Source organism: Ruegeria sp. SCP10 (assembly GCF_040329495.1).
In the GTDB taxonomy this organism is placed as follows: domain Bacteria; phylum Pseudomonadota; class Alphaproteobacteria; order Rhodobacterales; family Rhodobacteraceae; genus Ruegeria.
The window spans coordinates 179674-199422 of sequence record NZ_JBDZYF010000004.1; the positions used below are offsets into that span (position 1 = coordinate 179674).

The window sequence follows — 19749 nt, forward strand, 5'->3', positions numbered from 1 at the left end:
GTGTCTCCTTCTTATTCGTAATAGGTGTAGCCGTTGATGGAGTCGCGATAGGCGCTCATCAGGGTTTTGCGGTCTTTGGCTTGCAGAGTACCGGTCGAGATCGCCTCGTCCACCATTTTGCGGAACGCGGCGACGCAGTCTTGGGGGTCAAACTCGACGTAAGACAGGACCTGGCTGATCGTATCGCCTTCTTGTTCATGCAGCAGGTCGAACCCGCCATCGGCGCGTAGGTCGATGGTGACGACGTTGGTATCACCGAACAGGTTGTGCAGGTCGCCCAGCGTTTCCTGATAGGCGCCGACAAAGAAGACACCCATGAAGTACTCGCCCTCATCCGGCAGCGAATGCACCGGCAGGCTGGGCGAGACGCCATCGGCCAGAATGAATCGGTCGATCTTGCCGTCGCTGTCACAGGTGATGTCGGATAGAACCGCGCGGCGGTCCGGGGTCCGGTTCAGACCTTGCAGAGGTACAATGGGGTGCAACTGATCAATGGCCCAGACATCCGGCAGGGATTGGAACAGTGAGAAATTGCAGTGGTAGATATCGGCCACTTTCTCAAGCTGGTCATCCACATCCGTCTCCAGATCATCACTGGCGGCCAGCGCCTTGAGGCGGGCCATTAGTGACAGATAGATACGCTCGGCCCGGGCCATCTGGCGCAGGTCTACGTAGCCACGGCGGAACAGGGCGCGCAGCTCGTTGCGGTAGAAGGTCGCGTCGTTCCAGCATTCCTGCAGGCGGTCGTTGCTGAGGTAGCCGTGTACCGCAGCGAGGTCCGAGACCAGATGGTTGTCATCGGGCTCCACATCGGGCGCGGTCGGCGCGTCATAGAGCGTGGTTTCCAACACGTTGAACACCAACATGGATGAGGTCGCCACCACGGCCCGGCCGCTTTCGGTGACCAATGTCGGGTGCGCAATTTCGGCCTCGTCCATGGCATAGGCCACTGTTTCAACCACGTTGCTGCAATATTCCTCGACCGTGTAGTTGATCGAGTTCTCCGCCGCCTTCTTCTCGCCCGTGTAGTCCACGCCCATGCCGCCACCAAGGTCCAGATGGGTCAGCGGCACGCCTTCGCGCGTGAGTTCGGTATAGTAGCGACAGGCCTCACCCACGGCGCGGCGCACATCGTTCACGTCCTGCACTTGGCTGCCCAGATGCGAGTGCTGAAGCTTGAGGCAATGCAGCAGCCCGGCGTCGCGCAGCTTGTCCATCGTGGCGACCAGTTGGTCTGTGTTCATGCCAAAGGCCGAGCGGTCGCCCGAGCTTTCTTCCCATTTGCCGCTGATCTGGTTGGTCAGTTTAACCCGCACCCCGATCAGGGGTTCGATGCCCAGTTCGTTATGGACTGCGATGACCGTGTCGGCCTCTTTCGGGCTTTCCAACACGATGACCGTGTTGAAACCTATCTTGCGGCTGAGGATGGCCAACTGAATGAACTCAGCATCCTTGACGCCATTGCAGACGATCAGCGCCTCAGAAGCCAGACGGTGGGCGAGGGCCACAACCAGTTCGGGCTTTGATCCGGCCTCCAGCCCATAGTTGTATTTCTTGCCATACTCGACGATCCGGTCGATCACCTGCGCCTGCTGGTTCACCTTGATCGGAAAGACCCCGCGATAGGCACCTTTGTAGCCGACGCGCGCGATTGCTGCGGCAAAGCTTTCATTCAGATGTGCGATCTCATGTTCCAGAAAGGACGTGACGCGCAAAACCATCGGCGCCTTGATCCCACGGTCATCCAGATCGCTGAGGATACCGGGAAGGCTGATCGCCGCCGTGTACGGTGCCATCGGATTGCGCAGACCGACCTCGCCCTGCTCCGTCACCTCGATGAGGCCTTTGCCCCATTTCTCAACCCCGTAGATGGAATGCGGTGCGTCGGGCGTCTGTTTCAATCAGGTCGATCCTTAACATAAGCGTGCCGGTTTCGCGCCCGCCAATACGGCAGCAGTTTGATTCTTCCAAGTGTAAACTATGTGAAGGGGATTGCCGAATTTCACGCGAAGCTGCGGATCGGGATCAGATGGTTGTCCCATTGGCAATCCGAACGCGTCAGAACCTTTGGTTCTGCTTGACTTAATGCGCCAAATAGCCCGGTTCCGGTTGTGAAGATCAACCCATCGGGGCCCGCGCCAAGCCCGCAAACGTCTTGCAGTGCAAAGGCATCCTCGAAATTGGCGGACTGCACATCGAACCGGTGCAGCGCATTGCCGCGCGGGCAGGTGATGGCGATGGTTGCGCCATCGGTCGAGAAGGCAACGCTGCCTGCATAACCCTGAAGATGGCGTTGGTTTGCAGCTGGGGCGGACAGCAAGACAGGGTCTCGGCCCATTCGGTGCAGACCCAGTAGCGGCGGATGCTCGGTCTGGTTGCCTTGCCACTGCATGGCAAATCCGACCAGGCCATCGCCGCGCACGGCCAGATGCCGGATCGAGTTCTTGTGCAATGCGCTGGGCAACTCCATCTGCTCTAGCAGCCCGCCCTTCAGGCTCACGTAGCTAAGGTTCGGGCGCATCACTGGCAGATTCAGCTTGGTACGACCGGTCTCGGGGTGGGTTTCAATACCGCCATTGGCTATCACGAGGGTCTGCCCATCCGGCATCACGCGCATGTCGTGGGGGCCAATGCCACCTGATGAGAACTCGCCGAGCCGTTCGAAGGTTTTTGCATCCCAGACACTGATGCGCCCTTCTCCGGTTTCATACTTATTCTCGGTGGCAAAAAACCGGGTTCCGTCTGCCGAGAACACGCCATGCCCATAGAAATGATGGCCTTCAGGCGCCTGAAGCCGGATCCGTTCTGTACCACCGGCGCAATCGATCACAACCGCAAAGGTTCCGGGACGGCGCGCGAAGGCCACGGCCAGCGATTCCGTCGGATGGGCGGCGGCGGCGTGACCGCGGGCAGGTAAGGGCACGTCGAACAGGATATCGCCTTCAACGCTTAGGCCCGCCAGTCGAAAAGACTCATCCGGGAACAGCCCTGCCGCCAGATAGTCTGGTGCACCTGCCGCGGCCCATCCCCGGATCGGGGCGATGCTGGCGGCGGCGAGACCGGCAAGGAACTGCCTGCGGCTGGTCAAGGATTTAGTCTCCGTCCAATGAGTTGAAGCCGGCACTGATTCCAAGTGTCGGGCCAAGTTCAGTCGCTGCGATCTGGCGGATATCATTGATCGACTGTTGCAGCGCTTCGATCCGAAAGCGGCCTTGAGGGTCCGCAACACCGGCCAGCGCCGGGTCGTCGATAGACCGAGCACTTTCGATCGCGCGGTTGAAAGCTGTTTCCAGATCGGCGGTGATTTCCGGGTGTTCGGCAGACAGGCGCGCCGCAAGATCGCGCGTCGAGACAAGTGAAAGCTCAACATGGCGTAAGGACCGTTCGGAACGGTGCGCCTCGGCCCGTTTGGGGCGCGGTCGGTCAAATGTACCCAGCGGACGGCCCAAGCGTGTCTCGGATGTGAACTGCATCCCGGTCGACAATGCCTTGAACAACTCCTGCAAGGCCTCATCTTGCGTGCGATAGGGGCCATCTGCCCTTGGTTGCGTCAGTTCAGGCGCATAGGTTTGCCAGTCGGCCGCCATAGCATCGGCATTTGCATCAATATCAGCGCTGATCGCCTGGATCAGAGCGCAGCGATATGCGGCGCTGCCTTGCTGGGCGAACTCAGGGTCATAGAGCATCCGTTCCAGTGCAAAGAACCCGCGCCCGGCAATCGAGGTTTCGGCATAGGCATCAGGTGAGGCGACGGCGCTATCTTCGAGTGCAATGTGTTTTGATAGGGCCTTGGGCGTGAAGCCTTTGGTGTCCGGCCAGAAAGCCATTGCAAAGGCGCGATCATCTGTTTCAGTTGGCCCAAATCGTAGGTGGCTGGCCGAAATCCACGCGTCGAATGCGGTGCTGTAAGCGGCCCGAAGGTCTTGCGATTCTGAGGCACAATCCTCCTGCGCCGTCGCATTTAGAACTTCTGTCGCTTCGGCAAGCGTGGTGAAGCGTGGCAGGATATGGTTTTCGGTCACGTCGATCAGTGTGGGCGTGTGGTCCTGCGCCGCTGAGGACAGCGGAAAAACCAAGGCTGCGATCAGGGCGAGTTTATGCATGTGTCACAGGCTCTCCAAAAAACGGATAAGGGCATCCCGGTCGGATTTGGGCATAGAAACGACCTCGTCTCGGGCAGCCTGAGCTTCGCCGCCATGCCAAAGGATGGCCTCTAGCAGATTGCGCGCGCGACCATCGTGAAGGAATTCTGTATGGCCCGAGACGCGTTCAGTCAGGCCAATACCCCACAGCGGAGGCGTCCGCCACTCGCGGCCTGTTGCGCGCGCTTCGGGGCGGTTGTCGGCCAGACCTTCGCCCATATCATGTAGCAGAAGGTCGGTGTAGGGCCAGATCAACTGGAAACTATGTTCTTCGCGGTCTTCCATGCGGTGTGTGACATTAGACGGTGTGTGGCACGAAACACATCCAGAGCTATGAAACACTTCTTTTCCGCGCAACACCTCTGGATCATCTACATCGCGACGACCGGGTACACCCAGGTTACGGCTGTAGAAAGCCACCAGATCCATCCCGACCTGATCAATCTCAAAACCTCTGTCGTCATCATCGCCGTGGGGGGCTTGCACGCAATCGATCTGCTTATCGGTGCAATCCCCGTAAGGTGTAGGGAACAGAGGACTGGCGATGCCAATATCGCCCGCAAAGGCCGCTGCAGATTGTTCCATGACGGTTGGCATCCCGGCCTTATGGCCAAACCGCCCCATCATCGGCGCGTCATATTCCATAGACCAAACGATGTTCGGGCGGCCTGATATCCCATCCCCATCCGTGTCGTCCGGATCGGCCTTGGCCAGCAGGTCGGCGACCGGGATCGCCTCCAGCAATCCCAGGCCGATCATCTGCGGCGCGACCCGGGGGCTGAGCATGGCATCCGGGTGCAAGGGACCATAGCCCAGATCGGCGGCGTGGTAGGTCGGGCTGCGCAGTGACGCGGTTTCGCCCTCCGAGAGCGTGATGGGAATCTCTTCATATGAGATATCCAGCCGGTATTCTGCCGAATACCCCGCCAGTGCGAAGTCCTGCATCTGACCGCCATAGGTAGGCTCAGGCAAGGTTGCGATATAATCCGCGATCTCGGCATAGCCGCCTTCCGCCGCGCCGGGGATGGAAACCCGCAGAAACATCGAAATCGCGGTGTCATCGGGACCGTTCGGTGTGTGCCCGCGCCCGTCCTTGATATGACAGCGCTGGCAAGAGCGCGCGTTGTAGAGCGGCCCCAACCCATCTGAGGCAAGCGTCGAGGATGGCGACGAAACCCAGATTTTCCTGAACAACCCGTTTCCGACTTTGAAATCCAGCTCCTGTTCAAAGCTCAGATTGCGCGAGGGCTGGGAAAATGCGTTGGCATCATTGCGCACACGAACCGTCGCAGCCCCTCCGGGCAGGTCTTCAAAGCGTTGTGGAGCGGAAAAGTCCAGCGGTGGCGTAGTAACTTTGGAAATGCGATCCTGTTCTTCGCTGGTGCGAGGAATGACGTTCAGGTGCAGATCTTGCAGTTGGTTTGGCACTGCGGGAGTGGCAACCAGTGTGCAGAGGGTCAGCACGATAACGCTGGGCGCCTTTGCCCAATTCTGCGGTATTGAGTTGTGCGTAGATGGCTGTGCTGTGCCGCTCAGGCAGATCAGCTGGCGTTTCCAAAGCATCGATGTGACTTTCTTCATCAGCGATCAATTGTTTGATCAGCACCTTACAGATGGGATCGATTGCGTTCGTCCGCCAATCGCATATCCACGCGAAAGGCTTTTGTAGTGATCTCATTTGGTCGCAGCGTAGGATTCGAGATCAAGATCAACGACTTGGCACATAGCAGCGCCAACTTGACCAGAGACGCGTCTTTGCGTCTCTGGTCCCAGAGTTAAGCTTATTGGAAAACCGCGTCCGGGTTGTCCAGGCTGTCCGATCCTTCGAATTCAATATTCTCCAACTCAAGCGCGGTAACGATACGTTCGATCGTTTTGGTCTGGTCGATCAGGCCGTTCACACCCCCCATGATCAACGCTTCGCCACCAGCATTGCCGCGTTCCAACATCTGGTCATAGGCGAACCCGGCTTCGGCGGTGGATTTCATCACGCCCAGGGCGAGCATGGTATTCGCCAGTTTGGCTTTCATCTCGGTATCCAGCGCTGGGTCGCTTGCAATCACCAGATCGGACAATGACGCACCATTGACCGGGGTGCCATCGATCCGTGTGTAGCTGCCCAGATAGACGTTTTGGATGCCAACGCTGTTGTAGTAGTGGTCGTTATGAGTGTTGTCGGCAAAGCAGGAATGCTCTTCTTCCGGGTCGTTTAGCATCACGCCAAGACGCATCCGCTCACCTGCGGTTTCACCATAAGATAGTGACCCCATGCCGGTCAGTATCGCACTTATACCGGCGTCTTCGTTCTGGGTCAGTGCGGTACGGGCGTCACCACCGTCGGCCCATTGCGCAGTTATCCAATCCAGATCGCTGACCAACAAGTCTGTTGCGGCGCTCAGATACTGGGCACGACGGTCGCAGTTTCCGTTGGTACACTCGTCCCCTTGTGCAAAGTCAGTCCAAGGGCGGTTGCCAGCGCCGGCGCCGTGGCCGTTCAGGTCCTGACCCCACAGCAGGAATTCAACCGCATGGTAGCCGGTTGCTACATTGGCTTCGATCCCATCAGCTTCGTGCAGGGTTTCTGCCAGCAGTTCTGGGGTGATTTCAGAGGCATCAATCGCATTGCCAGACAGCTCAAAGCTGGGGTTGGCGATGACGTTCAGAGCGGCAAACTCATTCTCATCACTCGGGCCACCGTACGACGCGTCAACATAGTCGATCAGACCTTCATCCAGCGGCCAGGCGTTCACCTTGCCTTCCCAGTCATCGACGATGGCATTGCCGAAACGGTAAACCTCACTTTGCTGATAAGGTACGCGCGCGGCAAGCCAGGCGGCACGGGCTGCGTTTAGAGTGGCATCCGATGGCGCGGCGATCAGAGCGTTCACGGCCGCTTGCAGCGATTTGGCAGCGATCAGGCTGTCATCATATTTGGCTTCAGCAATATTCGCGTAGGTGTTCAAGACATCTGCTTTCGCAGGAGCATCGGCAGCCGATGCGGTGGTTGCAACGCAGAGGGCGAGGACGCTGGCAGCGGCAATAGATTTGGACATGTGGTTTGATCTTTCCTGTCAATAAAGGGCGGTGCGGGCTGAGTGGCCACACTGTTTTTTACACCCAAAAAGCTGAGTGAATAAGTCGGAAATGTCAACCTGAGTTTTATTGTCAGATATACGCCCAGGCATAGGCAAACTGCCGCACATCCCCATATCTGGCGATACTTGCCGTAGCGACCTGCGTTGCGCACCTTGCGATTCGGGTTAAACTCGGCGTCGTGATTCTATTTTTGGTGGTACGTGGTTGATGATGCGCCTGTTTCTTTTCTTGTCTTTGTTGTCAACGGGCGTGATGGCCCATGCAACACAGCAGGACAACCAACACAAACATGGCACTGGGCAGTTGAGCATGGTGTTCTCAGGGGCGGAATTCTCACTGTCACTAACCGCTCCCAGCGCGGATATTGTCGGGTTTGAAAGCCATGCCGAGACAGATGAGGATCGCGCTAAGGTTGCGGTCGCGATTTCGGATTTATCTAAGCCATTGGAGTTATTCGTCCTTGCCGAAGATGCGGGCTGTTTTACCGCATCGGCCAATGTGGCGCTGACATCGGAGGGGATCGTTGATCAAACACAGGTTGCTGAATCCAGCGACGCGCCGGATGAAGATGCCGAACATTCAGAGTTTCGGGCCGACTATGTAATCCAATGTCAGGACATCGCAGCACTGACGACCATCGAGTTTGCCTATTTCAGCCGCTTTGAACGTGCTCAGAGCCTTGAGATCAGTATTGCCCTGCCCGATAGCTCGCACGAGTTTGAGGTAACGCGCGCGACCCCGTTGATCGATTTAACCGGTCTTTAGAGACAATACCGGATATCTACTGACCATTGTTTGCAATTGGTTATCGCTTGGGGTCTTTATCAGTCGCTCACAAATGTGTTTCAGGCCCAGTAGAGTTTGGCTTCTCAGGCCGTTGTGCAGTGCAGACTAGGGTGCTGGCATGAGAGTGGTTATTCATCAGGGTTTTCACAAAACTGGAACCAGAACCTTTCAATCGATGCTTTTCCGAAACCGGGAGCTTTTAAAAAAACGCGTTAACATCCTTCTGCCGCGTGATCTGAAAGAGGCCGGGTTTTCGGCGCGCCGATACGCCGTGCTGCCGCAGGACCGAGTGCTCCAGGGCTTTCGCACAAAACTGCGCGCGGCGCTTGAACCCTTTGTAGATCAGGAAGATAATCCCCTGCTGATCAGTAGCGAAGAATTCGCAGGCATGATCCCGGGGCGTAAGAATGTCTGGTCATATACACAAACCCATGTCCTTGCTCAGGTTCTCTTGGAAGAAGTGCGACTGTTCGCCGGCGGCAAAGCCCGTGTGACCTTTTTCTACACAACCAGAAACCCATCTGACTGGATCAAAAGTGTGTATTGGCAAAACATTCAATCCAACAGAATTCTGGAGGACCTTTCAGATTATACCCAACAGCTCAAACCTGCATCCGATCTGGATGCCGTTGTGAGCAGGGTTGAACAGAAGGTTTCTGCGCAAGCGCGTGTCGCACGGATCAATGTCTCAGACACCGACGACCGTTTCCTGGCACTTACCAAGGTGCTGTCCGTCATAAATGTGCGGTCGGATGATCTGATTCCTGTCAAGAATGCGAATGTCCAACCCTCTGGGGCTGCTGCATATTTTCTTGAGCTCAACCGGTCAGATTTAAGTGACGAAGAGGTCCAGATCGAAAAACGAGCTTATCTGGATGGTTTGAAGGTACATAAAGTGCGTTGATAGCAGCATAATTGCGCAGCTGCGTATGGATCTTTACTTCATCAATCGATGTTGTTGGGGATCTGGTAGCGGAGGAGGGACTTGAACCCCCGACACGCGGATTATGATTCCGCTGCTCTAACCAACTGAGCTACTCCGCCATGAGTGAGTGGCGATGTAAGCGAGCCGTCGGAGAGGGTCAAGGGGGAAATGGTCGGTTCGACAGGGAATTTTTCTGATCTAGCCTCAACCGATATCAGTTGATGTATTGTCTGCCTTCGCAGCGTTTTGGATCACCTTGCGTATGAAATCGGCGCATGTTTCTGGCACGGTGATGGGTGTCATATGACCCAGGCCGTCAACCTCTTGATATGTCAGTCCGAACTGCTGCATTTGCGGCCCATGCATTGCAGGGGACAGGATCGTATCTTGTGCCCCGTACAAAACACCTCCGGGTGTTTTCAACTCGGGATAGCGCGCGCTTTGGGCTGCGATGCTGTCATCTACCCCGACAAGATCCTGGGATGCGGTGATAAAGGCTGATGGGCGCAAGCCAAGCGCGCCACCAGCGCGTTCCAGGAAATCATCAGGGGCTGTTTCGGGGTCAAAGGCCACCTGTAAGACATGGGGTGCGGTTTTGGACGCAATGGGAACAGCCAGGGTGTTCCCGATCAGGTGACGTATCCAAGCCGTGCGGATTTCGAGGGACTTAAACACCTCTGGTGGCTTTGGCATTTGATGGGTCAAGGGCGCAAGCAAGGCCAGGCTAGACACGCGGTCCGGATAGTCCAGAGCGATGGCAAGCGAGACCGCCCCGCCCAGTGAATGCCCGACCAGTACGGCGTCAGTGACGCCCTTGGCATCGAGGAATTCGGTGATCATGCGAGCCTGTTCGGGCAAAAGACCCATCTCGGCCGTGTCGCGGGTGGAATATCCACAGCCTGATCGATCCAAGGCGATCACGTGATACTCATCCGCAAGCTCATCCATCAGCCCATAGGTGAAGTGCTGCAATTGCCCGGCCAGCCCGTGGATCATTACAATCGTTTGTGCGTTGGGGTCACCTTTTTCGACGTAGTGAATACTACCGCCCGAGACCGGGATGATCTTGCCCAATTGAGGAACGGTCTGAAGGCCAACCTTGGTCAGATGCCGTGTCCAGAGGTGCATGCCCAAAAGAAAGACCACGAGAAGTGCCAGCAAGCTTAGAACAATTGTCATCTCATCAGTCTCCTTTTGCGTCGGGCAAGGGTGTATAGTGTTCGATGCCCGCAGCGGCCATGCGTCTCTGGAACTCAGCAGCGGTTCCGGGCCACAGGGCTGTATTGTGGCCTTTGGCATCCTGATACCACGATGTGCAACCACCGTCTTGCCAAACAGCGTCTGCGTGCCGGTCTTGCATCTCCTGTGTAAATGCGGCCTGCTTTTCTGCATGCGGGTTGATTGTGCGAAGGCCTTGATCCGACATCGACGTGAGCACTTCGCAGATATGGCGCACCTGAGCCTCGATCATCAAAATGACCGAGTTGTGGGCCAGCGTTGTATGCGGTCCCAAAAGGATGAAAAAGTTCGGGAACCCTGCGACTGCAGTGCCCAGATGGGCTTGCATCCCATCTAACCAAGCGTCGCGCAGCGTCAGATCGTCTGCGCCTGTAATGTCCAGACGTTCGGCAATATCGGTTACGTGAAAACCGGTCCCCCAGACCAGGACATCGGCCTGTACTTTTGTCCCGTCGCTGGCCGTGATCGTATCACCCTCAATCGACGCAACGCCGGATGGGATGACATCGACATTGTCGCGCATGAGGGCTGGGTACCAGTCATTCGAGCTGAGGATCCGTTTGCATCCGATTTGGTAGTTCGGGGTCAGCATTTCCCGCTCTGCCGGGTCCGAGACCGCGGAATGCAACGCTTTGTGCCAAAGATGCATGGCGTATTTCACCATCAGCTTTTCGCGCCGGAGCACGCGGTGGCGGAATTCGAAATAGGCAAAGATCAGGCTTCGCCTTATCCGCGCCAGCAGCGGAACCCGCCGATACAGCCGTCTGACCCATGGCGCGACCGGTCCATCCATGCGCGGCAGCACGTAAGGGGCGCTGCGTTGGAAGACGGTTACCCGCTTCGCGATCTTGGCTATTTCCGGGACGAACTGGATGGCTGAGGCACCGGTGCCAACAACAGCTATATTTGCGTCAGTCAGATCGACATCGTGATCCCACTGGGCGGAATGAAAGCTGGGTCCTGTAAAACTGTCGGCGCCCGGAATTTTGGGGATTTTGGGAATGTGCAACGCCCCGATGGCTGAAACCAGAAACTGAGCGGTCCAGCTCCGCCCTTCATCGGTTTCAACGTACCAATGATCGCCGCGCCATTCAGCGGATTTCAGGCGCTGGTTGAATTGGCAAAGGTCATACAGGTTTTCTTTTCGTGCAATGTCTCGCAGATAAGCCTGTATTTCAGCCCCGCCTGCGTAAACCTGGCTCCAGTCCGGGTTGGGATGAGATGCCATGCTGTAAAGGTGCGAAGGCACATCGCAGGCAACACCGGGATATGTGTTTTCGCGCCATGTCCCACCGATATCATCGGCCTTTTCCAGAATGGTGATGTCGCGGATGCCCAGTTTGCGCGCCTCAAGCGCCATGGTCATCCCGGCGATGCCAGCGCCTATGATCAACATATCCGTTTTTTGATCCAAGCCCTCGCCCCTTAGCACAACCATATGGTGATCATCCCAGCATAGATAAGGATGCTGAGGTAAGAAGCAAGCTGTCGTTTGTTCGGGACAAAACGCCGAGCGTATCTCAAAGTGCGGCTGGCGGCGGCGCGGATATCAAAGCTTTAGGCGATCAGCCCGCCCATGGCGCACCAGACGCTGATTGAGATTGTCGGCCTCGGGTGCGCCATGCTCAAGCGCGAAAACAAAGGCGTGGGTCAGGAAAAAACAGGCCGCATCGATGTCACCTGCGCCTTCGCGCTCATCTGCGGCCATCGTGTAATATGTGACAAGAGCAGCCGGATCATTGCGCGCATGCGCATCCAGCAACAAATCATCCAGCGCTGCCCTGTCCATTTCTATTAGCTCCACCCAGGGTTTGAGACTATTCGGAGCGTCCGTTCTCGATCTGCGTTGCCACCCAGTGGTGGAAGTTGTGCGTTGGACCATCCATCGCGGGCGAGAACCGGCCGCGGTCAAACAGCATACCATGACGACCCTTTTGCATGCCTTCGACGACAAAGACGTCCTCTTCGAAAACCGTTTTCCAAAGCTGTGCATTCGAAGCGCGCAGCCCGTCATGTTCAGGCGTCTCAGACTCGCTTTTGGCATAGTAGAGCTCGATATGCTCGACGGTATTACCCTGATCGACAGGTTCCAGAATGATTGCAAAGCTGTGATCGCGCTGAACGCCCAACAAGACGTTCGGGTATAGCGCGATGTATTCCGCGCCTTCGTCCCATTTGTCGCTGAGGCCCGGAAAATCGGGCATTGTTGCGCCGTCCTGATCGGTCAACTGCCGATAAACTAACGTGCCCTGACCCGAATAATGCCCGCGCTTTTCGATGTTGTAGTGATCTTCCAGCCGGGAATAGCTGTTAAGCCCCGGATGGACCCACGGCAAGTGATAGCTTTCGCAATAGTTTTCAACCGCCAGCTTCCAGTTGGTTTTGACCTCAAGCTTGAACGAGGATTCATCGCCGCCATGGAACAGTGGAGTTTCAAATTCTTTCCAGCGTTCCAGCAGTTCTCCATGCGCATCCTCAAAGGTCGGGGCATTGCCGTCGACGTTCACAAAGATCACATCGCGCCACACATGCGAACGGATACGCACCAGCCCAAGGTCTTCGTTTTTGACATCTTCATGTTTGTTCTGGCCAGGGCCGCCGACATGGGGTGTCGCACGCAGCTCGCCTTTCAGGCTGTAACACCAGCTGTGATATGGGCAGCGAATAGCGCCGCCGATTTTCTTCGGTGCATCCACAAGGATCATCCCGCGGTGGCGGCAGGTGTTTTGAAACACACCAATTTCACCGTCGCGGTCGCGGACGATCAGCAGGGGCATGCCTAGAAAATCCACCGGTTTTGCATCTCCGGATTCCGGGACATCTTTGCCGAATCCGATGCCGGACCAGTTTGCATAAAGAACCGATTGCCGTTCCTCGGCGAAAACGCCGGGGTCGACGTAGTGTTCGTTTGGCAGACCGTTGGCTGTGTTCACATCGGCCAGAACCGACGAAAGCGGGCTATGTTTATTCATCAGGCTCTCCTGCGGCTGGATTGCATTGCAAATCCTATTGGCGGACAGAATGGGTTTTCATCAATATCAGAAAACCTCATCACAGGTTGAGTTGAATTAAACCGTCCCTTCGCGCACCTCTTGAATGATCCAGTCTTTGAGCGCTCGGGCGTTCTCGGACAGCTCATCATCTGGCCGCCCGACAAGGTAAAACTGGTTGGGTGCCGTCAGATAATGTGAGCCGATGGGAACCAGTTTGCCTGATTGCAACATGGGCTGAATCAACCGCTGCCACCCCAAAACCAGACCTGCCCCTTTGCGGGCCAGTTGCAAAGCGACCGAATAGCTATTGACCCGCGCCTCGGATGTCAGCCGTTCCTCGTAGCCCAGTTCGCGGAACCAATCTGGCCATGTGGTCCAGCTGTTGTCTTCGGAATCAAGATGTATCAGGCGTTGGGCTGCAATATCTCTTAACCCTGTTCGGTTCAGGCGCTCGGCCAATTCCGGGCTGCCGACCGGGATCAGGTTGTCACGATATAGCGCGGTGTGGTCGAGACTGGGATCGCTGTCGCGCCCGTAGCGGATGAAGAAATCCAGGTCAGGACGATCCCGAAAGGGCCTGTCCTGCGAGATCTGGTCAACGCTGATCTCAGGCGCGTCCCGCCAGAACCGGATCACCGATGGGGACAGCCAAAGGGCTGCAACGGCAGTGGTTGAGCCCACGGTCACTTTTCCGCCAAGCGAGCGATCCCGTATGGTAGATAGGGTCTTTGAGATACGGGCAAATGAGGTCGACAGCGCCTCGTACAGGGCTTTGCCATCATCGGTCAGATCAACGCTGCGGTGTTTGCGCTGGAACAGCGGTGCCTCCAGATACCCTTCGAGTGCTTTGATCTGGTGGCTGACCGCGCCGGGCGTCACCGAAAGCTCTTCGGCGGCGTTTTTGAAGCTGAGGTGACGCGCCGCGGCTTCGAAGGCCGCAAGGGTGGTCAAGGGCGGCAGTTTGTAGTGGCGTCGGGACATCAGGACCTGGCTGATTACGGATTAGTCTTGTTCGCGTGACTATGAAAATTTTTACCATTGAACGAAAGCAATTGATGCATCGAGAATACTGCAAATTGCCGGAACCGCGACCCAAGGGTCGTCTAAATCTGTAAAAAGGTCGGTTTTGGTGCGACAATTTGGCAAGGGGCGCTTTACGCAGACAAATGAACTTGGATCACATTCGGCAGACAACTCGAAACACATTCGCCGAAACTGTGGGCCGCTTCACCAAAGGCCTGAAAAATGCGGGTCTGAATTGTCGCGATTGCGAATCAAGGAACGGTGAAGCCTCGTAGGCGTATTCCAAGAAAACAAGAACTGTAGGCGCGTCTGAACACACGGCTTGGGAAGCAGTAAGCAAACGATAAATTAAAGAATAATGAGAGGGCATCGCTCCTGCGGCAGCTCTCCGCCCCCTCGGATCGACAACACGGAGGAGAGATATGTCGGTACCTGAACCATTCACGGATCTTGAGATAGAAACGGCGGATGCCGGTTTCTATGAAAATTACAGCGTGCCGATTGCGCTGATCAGTAAGGGCATCATGGTGGCCCTTGTGCTGTGGGCGCTGGTTTTTCCCGCGAATGCCAACAGCACACTGGGCAGCTGGAACGGCCGCTTGCTGGAAAGCTTCAATAGTTTCTATGTAATTATTGTTGGCCTGTTCTTCTTCTTCCTGGCGATCGTCGCCATTATTCCTTCAACCGGTAAGCGGATCATGGGTACACCGGGCGAAAAGCCCGAATTCTCAAACTTCTCATGGTTTTCGATGATGTTCGGCGCCGGTTTGGGCGTCGGGCTGATGGTCTTTGCAACGGCTGAACCGCTGGGTCTGTGGGGATCGAACCCTGTTGTTGTCTCGGGCGCGGTCGAGGGTAACAGCCCCGAGGCGCTGCAGTCGGCCTATCGCTTCACCTACCTGCATTATGGTTTCCATGCCTGGGCCATTTACGTGGTGACCGGCCTGTCGCTGGCTTACTACGCCTATACCCGCAACATGCCACTGACCATCCGGTCGGCGCTGACACCCTTGTTCGGTCGCCTGATGAACGGGTTCCTGGGTCATGTGGTCGACGTTCTGGGTGTTGTGGCGACGATCCTCGGCGTTTCAGTGACGATTGGATATGGCGTCAGCCAATTCATCGATGGTGTATACGCGATCACCGGTATGCAATGGGTAATGGACCTGGGTGGCGAAGTCCCGACCCCAAGCAAAGTGGGTCTGATCTCGGGTCTGCTGGTCATCATGAGTCTGTCGATCATCTCGGCGGTTTCAGGTGTTGGGCGCGGAGTTAAGTACCTGTCGAACCTCAACCTGGTTCTGTCGATCATCTTGCTAGGAACATTTGTTGTGTTTGGGTCGTTCGTTTTCGCCATGACCACCTATGGTACGGCGATGGTGGACTACATCCTGCACTTCCTGTCGCTGAGCTTCGGCGCCTACGGTCCGATGTCTGCAGAAACTTTCGCAGCGGCGTTACCAGCTGAAGCGCAAGCCCATGCAAACGACCTGTTCGGCGGTGCAACCAACGCCTGGGGCAGCTTTGATGGCTTCAAAAGCGGTCTGGAAGGTGCTGCGGCCGAGTTGGACGAGGCCACTTTGACCGCGGCATATGCTGCTGGTGAGCAGGGCCGTCAGTTCGGATGGCAAGCAGGTTGGACCACGTTCTACTGGGCTTGGTGGATTGCGTTCTCGCCCTTTGTTGGCCTGTTCCTGGCGCGTATCTCCAAGGGTCGTTCAGTGCGTGAGTTCATCCTGGGCTGTGTTTTCGCACCGGCGCTGGTGTGCTTTGCATGGATGACCGTTCTGGGTGGCACAGCGATTGATCTGGAACTGGCAGGCGCTGCTGAAGGTGCGATCATTGGTGCATCGAACACCAACAAGCTGTTTGTGACGCTCTCCTACATGATCGATGGTGGGCTGTTGTCCATGCTGAACGTCATGTGCGTGATCCTGATCATGACCTTCCTCGTGACCTCGGCAGACTCGGGCATTTTGGTGATGAACACCATCATGTCGGGTGGCAGCCAGGAAACCGGGATCAAGCATCGTATCATCTGGGGTGTCATCCTGACGGCCGTAATCGGTGCGCTGATCCTGGCCGCAGGTGACAACAATCCGATGGACGCTTTGCGTAATGCAATGATCATCGGCGCGCTTCCATTCACGATGGTGATGGGGCTGATGTGCATCTCGCTGGCCAAGGCACTGTTCCGCGACGGTCAACGCGACAAACACGAAGCTGCAAACACGCAGGCCGCTGAATAAGCTTGAAGCCTAATATGCAAAACCAGAGCGCCGCCCCTTGGGGCGGCGTTTTTCGTGTCGCTTCCTGCAATCACATATCGCAATCAGAGAGGTAATCCCCGATCGACCCCGCCAAAGTAGGTGGGAAGAAGGAGGATTGCCCCGTGAACATGCGTACTACGACACGCGCCGGTGGGCGCTCGGCCCGCCGCGCCATACGTACCGCTCCAAATTTCGAGATGCTGCCAGGACTGACCCGCGGCATCCCTCTATGCGAAGTGATGGACGGAAGCCAAGTTGAGCGCATCGACGACGCATCGATGGATATCCTTGAAAACGTAGGCGTGCAGTTCCGCGACCCAATTGCCCTGGAAGATTGGAAGCGGGCAGGGGCCAAAGTCGAAGGTGAGTTGGTCTATCTGGATCGCGGCCTGGTGCGCGAGTTGATCGCAACCATCCCGTCGGATTTCAAATATCACGCGCGTGATCCGCAAAAAAACGTGCGGCTCGGGGGAAAGCACTCGATCTTTGTGCCTATGACCGGTGCACCGTTCCTGCGCGATCTGGACGATGTGCGAAGGAATCCAACGCTGGACGATTTGGCAATGTTTCACAAACTCAGCCACATGATGCCCGCGCTGCATTCCTCGGCGCATCACATCGTGGAGCCTTACGATCACCCGATCAGCCAGCGGCATCTGCGTATCACCTATTCGTCGATGAAACACTCGGACAAGACGTTCATGGGCATGACGACCAGCCCCAAGAATGCCGAGGATGTGATGGACATGTGCGCGATCTTGTTTGGCGAGGATTTCCTTAAGGATCACCCGGTCACCACCGGGAATTGCAACGGCAACTCCCCGCTGGTCTGGGATGAGACGATGCTGGGGGCAATGCGTGCCTTCTGTCGTCGCAATCAACCGGTTTTATGCTCTCCGTTCGTTCTGGGCGGGGCCAACACGCCTGCCTCTGTTCCCGCCACGGTCGCGCAGCTGAATGCCGAGGCGCTGAGTGCGTTGGCTTACACGCAGGTGATCCGCAAAGGGGCTCCGGCGATCTATGGCCATTATCTGTCGACCGTGTCTATGAAGTCCGGCGCACCGATGGCTGGCACGCCGGAAATCAGCCTGATGAACTTCATGATCGGTCAGATGGCGCGATACTACGACGTGCCTTGGCGTACATCGAACACTTTGGGCGGGGCCAAGACCTTTGATGCGCAGGCGGGGTATGAGTCGGCCACAACGCTGAGCGCGGTCATTCATGCGGGCGCGAACTATATCTGGCACAGCGCCGGGTGGAACGAGGCCGGGATGCACTGTTCAGTTGCCAAATTCATTGTCGATGCCGAGCAATGCGCGATGGCCTATCGCATGGCCGAGGGGCCAAAATGGGGTGATTTCGACGACGCAATTACCGCTGTACCCGATGTCGGACCCGGCGGGCACTATCTGGGCCATCCGCATACGCAGGACAATTTCCAGACGGCGTTCTTCATGCCCGAGATGTTTGACAACAACTCGATCGAACAATGGGTGGCCGAAGGTGAAGTTGAGATTACCGAACGTGCCCTGAACCATGCGCGTAAGTTGTTGGCCGAGTATCAGGAACCGACGCTGGATATCGCCAAGAATGAGGAGTTGTTGGACTATATTGCACGGCGCGAGCGAGAGATACCGGTAGCGGATGAACTGAATCAAAGCTACTAAGCAATCTCCCCGACCTGGCCCGCCTGTATATAGGCGGGCTCTTTTTCAATCAGCTCATAGCGATGAATATTAGGATTGCAGACTCTGGAAAAGACTGGAGAGGCACATGGTTAAAATTGGCCTGATGCATTGGATGAGAATATGGAACTCAACGGAAAATCGGCGCTTGTAACGGGTGCTGCGGGTGGAATCGGCATGGCCTTGGTGCAGCGTTTGCGCCAAGCGGGCGCCCGTATCGCAGTGGCGGATCGCAACGTAGACGGGATCGGTGCCGAAGCGCATTTTCCGGGGGATCTTTTGGACCCCGATTATACGGATGGTCTGCCAAGTGCGGCGGCTTCGGCTTTGGGCGGTTTGGACATCGTCATCAACAATGCCGGTGTCATAACGCGCGGATCCGTAACTGAGACGTCAGACAATGATTGGTCTTTGTCGCTGGGTGTAAATGTCGAGGCCCCGTTTCGCATCTGCCGCGCCGCAATCCCGATCTTGGCCAATGCCGGGGGCGGAGCTATCGTCAACACAGCCTCATGCTGGGGTTTGCGTCCGGGGCCTAACCATGCGGTCTATTGCATGACCAAGGCGGCGATTGCGTCCTTGACCCAATGTATGGGGATGGATCACGCGCATCAGGGCATACGCATCAATGCGGTTTGTCCAAACGAAGTGAATACGCCCATGCTGCGCTCTGGCTTTGAAAAACGGGGGTTTGATCCGGACACTGCGGTGGTTGAACTGGGGCAAACCGTACCATTGGGTCGGATCGCCGAGCCCGAAGACATCGCCGATGTCGTAATGTTCCTTGTGTCAGACGCGTCTCGCTATGTGTGCGGCACGTTGGTCGAAGTGAACGGAGGCAAACCTGTTTCATGATGCGATTTGAAGGCAAAACTGCGCTGGTTACAGGCGGTCGCAGCGGGATTGGCCGCGCTGTCGCGATGCGGCTGCAACAAGAAGGCGCGCGCGTTTTTACGGCACAACGCGGGGCGGTTGCTGATTTCGAAGGGATCACCGCAGATTTCGCCGATCCCGCTACGCCGCAGCGCGTGATTGACGCGGTCATCGCGAAGGCTGGGCGTCTGGATGTTCTGGTCAACAATGCAGGCATGATGCAGGAGGCGTCGGTTGAAGAGATGAGCTTGCACGACTGGCAGCGCACGCTGTCTGTCAACCTGACGGCACCTTTCATGATGATCAAAGCCGCGCTGCCGCATCTGCGCAAAACGCAAGGTTCGATTGTGAATACCGGATCGATTGAGGGGCTGGGCAGCAATCCGGGTCATGCCGCCTATTGCGCGTCAAAGGCAGGGTTGCATGGCCTGACCCGTGCGGTTGCTGTCGATCATGGGAAGGATGGTATCCGATGCAACGCGATCGCACCCGGTTGGATCGATACCGATCTGAATCTGGACTATATTGACTCGATGCCTGATCCCGATGCGTTTCGTAGCAACATAGGCGGCATTCATCCGGTCGGTCGCACAGGACGGCCCGAAGAGGTTGCGGCCTTGGTCGCGTTTTTGGCGTCAGACGATGCGTCTTTTATCACTGGGCAGGTTTATACAGTGGATGGGGGTAGGATGGCCAAGCTGAGCTTGCCTTGAC

General features: G+C 56.6%; 16 protein-coding genes and 1 tRNA gene. 6 read left to right on the top strand and 11 right to left on the bottom strand.

Annotation, left to right across the window (positions count from 1 at the left end):
• Nucleotides 1–11 precede the first annotated feature (11 nt).
• From speA to ABLN87_RS12215, 5 genes are all read right to left on the bottom strand, one after another.
• On the bottom strand, nt 12–1901 hold the full coding sequence (gene speA, locus ABLN87_RS12195) for a biosynthetic arginine decarboxylase (RefSeq protein ID WP_353010579.1): 1890 nt from the start codon (nt 1899–1901) through the stop codon (nt 12–14).
• Between the two features lie 101 nt (nt 1902–2002).
• Nucleotides 2003–3088 (bottom strand): DUF1513 domain-containing protein, encoded by a 1086-nt coding sequence (locus tag ABLN87_RS12200; RefSeq protein WP_353010580.1) that lies wholly within the window; start codon nt 3086–3088, stop codon nt 2003–2005.
• 4 nt (nt 3089–3092) lie between these two features.
• The gene (locus tag ABLN87_RS12205; protein ID WP_353010581.1) at nt 3093–4103 is read right to left on the bottom strand and encodes an imelysin family protein; all 1011 of its coding nucleotides are present in this window, start codon (nt 4101–4103) and stop codon (nt 3093–3095) included.
• A gap of 3 nt (nt 4104–4106) precedes the next feature.
• Nucleotides 4107–5723 carry a di-heme oxidoredictase family protein gene (locus tag ABLN87_RS12210; RefSeq protein ID WP_353010583.1) on the bottom strand — a complete coding sequence of 539 codons (1617 nt, stop codon included), beginning with the start codon at nt 5721–5723 and terminating at the stop codon, nt 4107–4109.
• A 200-nt stretch (nt 5724–5923) separates the two neighbouring features.
• On the bottom strand, nt 5924–7195 hold the full coding sequence (locus ABLN87_RS12215) for an imelysin family protein (protein WP_353010585.1): 1272 nt from the start codon (nt 7193–7195) through the stop codon (nt 5924–5926).
• Nucleotides 7196–7448: 253 nt separating this feature from the next.
• On the opposite strand from ABLN87_RS12215, the gene ABLN87_RS12220 reads away from it, so the two are divergent.
• Together ABLN87_RS12220 and ABLN87_RS12225 are read left to right on the top strand one after the other, a co-directional pair.
• Nucleotides 7449–8003, top strand: a complete 555-nt coding sequence (locus tag ABLN87_RS12220) for a ZrgA family zinc uptake protein (protein WP_353010587.1) — start codon at nt 7449–7451, stop codon at nt 8001–8003.
• A 292-nt stretch (nt 8004–8295) separates the two neighbouring features.
• Complete coding sequence (locus ABLN87_RS12225) at nt 8296–8928, top strand: hypothetical protein (RefSeq protein WP_353010589.1); 633 nt, start codon at nt 8296–8298, stop codon at nt 8926–8928.
• Between the two features lie 63 nt (nt 8929–8991).
• Here the strand turns inward: ABLN87_RS12225 and ABLN87_RS12230 are convergent.
• From ABLN87_RS12230 to ABLN87_RS12255, 6 genes are all read right to left on the bottom strand, one after another.
• Nucleotides 8992–9068: transfer RNA gene (locus ABLN87_RS12230), tRNA-Met, on the bottom strand.
• Nucleotides 9069–9153: 85 nt separating this feature from the next.
• The gene (locus ABLN87_RS12235) at nt 9154–10128 is read right to left on the bottom strand and encodes an alpha/beta fold hydrolase (RefSeq protein WP_353010591.1); all 975 of its coding nucleotides are present in this window, start codon (nt 10126–10128) and stop codon (nt 9154–9156) included.
• Between the two features lie 4 nt (nt 10129–10132).
• Nucleotides 10133–11602 (bottom strand): flavin-containing monooxygenase, encoded by a 1470-nt coding sequence (locus tag ABLN87_RS12240; RefSeq protein WP_353010593.1) that lies wholly within the window; start codon nt 11600–11602, stop codon nt 10133–10135.
• 135 nt (nt 11603–11737) lie between these two features.
• Nucleotides 11738–11977 carry a hypothetical protein gene (locus tag ABLN87_RS12245; protein WP_353010595.1) on the bottom strand — a complete coding sequence of 80 codons (240 nt, stop codon included), beginning with the start codon at nt 11975–11977 and terminating at the stop codon, nt 11738–11740.
• Between the two features lie 28 nt (nt 11978–12005).
• A complete protein-coding gene (locus ABLN87_RS12250) occupies nt 12006–13160 on the bottom strand; it encodes an aromatic ring-hydroxylating oxygenase subunit alpha (RefSeq protein ID WP_353010597.1) in 1155 nt (384 codons plus the stop codon).
• Nucleotides 13161–13256: 96 nt separating this feature from the next.
• Nucleotides 13257–14162: a LysR substrate-binding domain-containing protein gene (locus tag ABLN87_RS12255; RefSeq protein WP_353010599.1), complete on the bottom strand. Its 906-nt coding sequence runs from the start codon at nt 14160–14162 to the stop codon at nt 13257–13259.
• Nucleotides 14163–14626: 464 nt separating this feature from the next.
• Here ABLN87_RS12255 and ABLN87_RS12260 point away from each other — a divergent pair, with 464 nt between their 5' ends.
• The 4 genes from ABLN87_RS12260 (at nt 14627) to ABLN87_RS12275 (ending at nt 19748) form a co-directional block, all read left to right on the top strand.
• On the top strand, nt 14627–16453 hold the full coding sequence (locus tag ABLN87_RS12260; protein WP_353010601.1) for a BCCT family transporter: 1827 nt from the start codon (nt 14627–14629) through the stop codon (nt 16451–16453).
• A gap of 149 nt (nt 16454–16602) precedes the next feature.
• The gene (locus ABLN87_RS12265; RefSeq protein ID WP_353010743.1) at nt 16603–18144 is read left to right on the top strand and encodes a trimethylamine methyltransferase family protein; all 1542 of its coding nucleotides are present in this window, start codon (nt 16603–16605) and stop codon (nt 18142–18144) included.
• 141 nt (nt 18145–18285) lie between these two features.
• Nucleotides 18286–19017 carry an SDR family NAD(P)-dependent oxidoreductase gene (locus ABLN87_RS12270; RefSeq protein WP_353010603.1) on the top strand — a complete coding sequence of 244 codons (732 nt, stop codon included), beginning with the start codon at nt 18286–18288 and terminating at the stop codon, nt 19015–19017.
• Complete coding sequence (locus ABLN87_RS12275) at nt 19014–19748, top strand: SDR family NAD(P)-dependent oxidoreductase (RefSeq protein WP_353010604.1); 735 nt, start codon at nt 19014–19016, stop codon at nt 19746–19748. Before ABLN87_RS12270 ends, ABLN87_RS12275 begins: the two co-directional genes overlap by 4 nt.
• Nucleotide 19749 lies beyond the last annotated feature (1 nt).

Bases quoted from the DNA above. Each gene is read 5' to 3' on its own strand.
- ABLN87_RS12275 (WP_353010604.1), top strand. From the start codon at position 19,014: ATGATGCGATTTGAAGGCAAAACTGCGCTGGTTACAGGCGGTCGCAGC.
- ABLN87_RS12215 (WP_353010585.1), bottom strand. From the start codon at position 7,195: ATGTCCAAATCTATTGCCGCTGCCAGCGTCCTCGCCCTCTGCGTTGCA.
- ABLN87_RS12245 (WP_353010595.1), bottom strand. From the start codon at position 11,977: ATGGACAGGGCAGCGCTGGATGATTTGTTGCTGGATGCGCATGCGCGC.
- ABLN87_RS12255 (WP_353010599.1), bottom strand. From the start codon at position 14,162: ATGTCCCGACGCCACTACAAACTGCCGCCCTTGACCACCCTTGCGGCC.
- ABLN87_RS12235 (WP_353010591.1), bottom strand. From the start codon at position 10,128: ATGACAATTGTTCTAAGCTTGCTGGCACTTCTCGTGGTCTTTCTTTTG.
- ABLN87_RS12205 (WP_353010581.1), bottom strand. From the start codon at position 4,103: ATGCATAAACTCGCCCTGATCGCAGCCTTGGTTTTTCCGCTGTCCTCA.
- ABLN87_RS12220 (WP_353010587.1), top strand. From the start codon at position 7,449: ATGCGCCTGTTTCTTTTCTTGTCTTTGTTGTCAACGGGCGTGATGGCC.
- ABLN87_RS12210 (WP_353010583.1), bottom strand. From the start codon at position 5,723: ATGAAGAAAGTCACATCGATGCTTTGGAAACGCCAGCTGATCTGCCTG.
- ABLN87_RS12265 (WP_353010743.1), top strand. From the start codon at position 16,603: ATGCGTACTACGACACGCGCCGGTGGGCGCTCGGCCCGCCGCGCCATA.
- ABLN87_RS12260 (WP_353010601.1), top strand. From the start codon at position 14,627: ATGTCGGTACCTGAACCATTCACGGATCTTGAGATAGAAACGGCGGAT.
- ABLN87_RS12270 (WP_353010603.1), top strand. From the start codon at position 18,286: ATGGAACTCAACGGAAAATCGGCGCTTGTAACGGGTGCTGCGGGTGGA.
- ABLN87_RS12250 (WP_353010597.1), bottom strand. From the start codon at position 13,160: ATGAATAAACATAGCCCGCTTTCGTCGGTTCTGGCCGATGTGAACACA.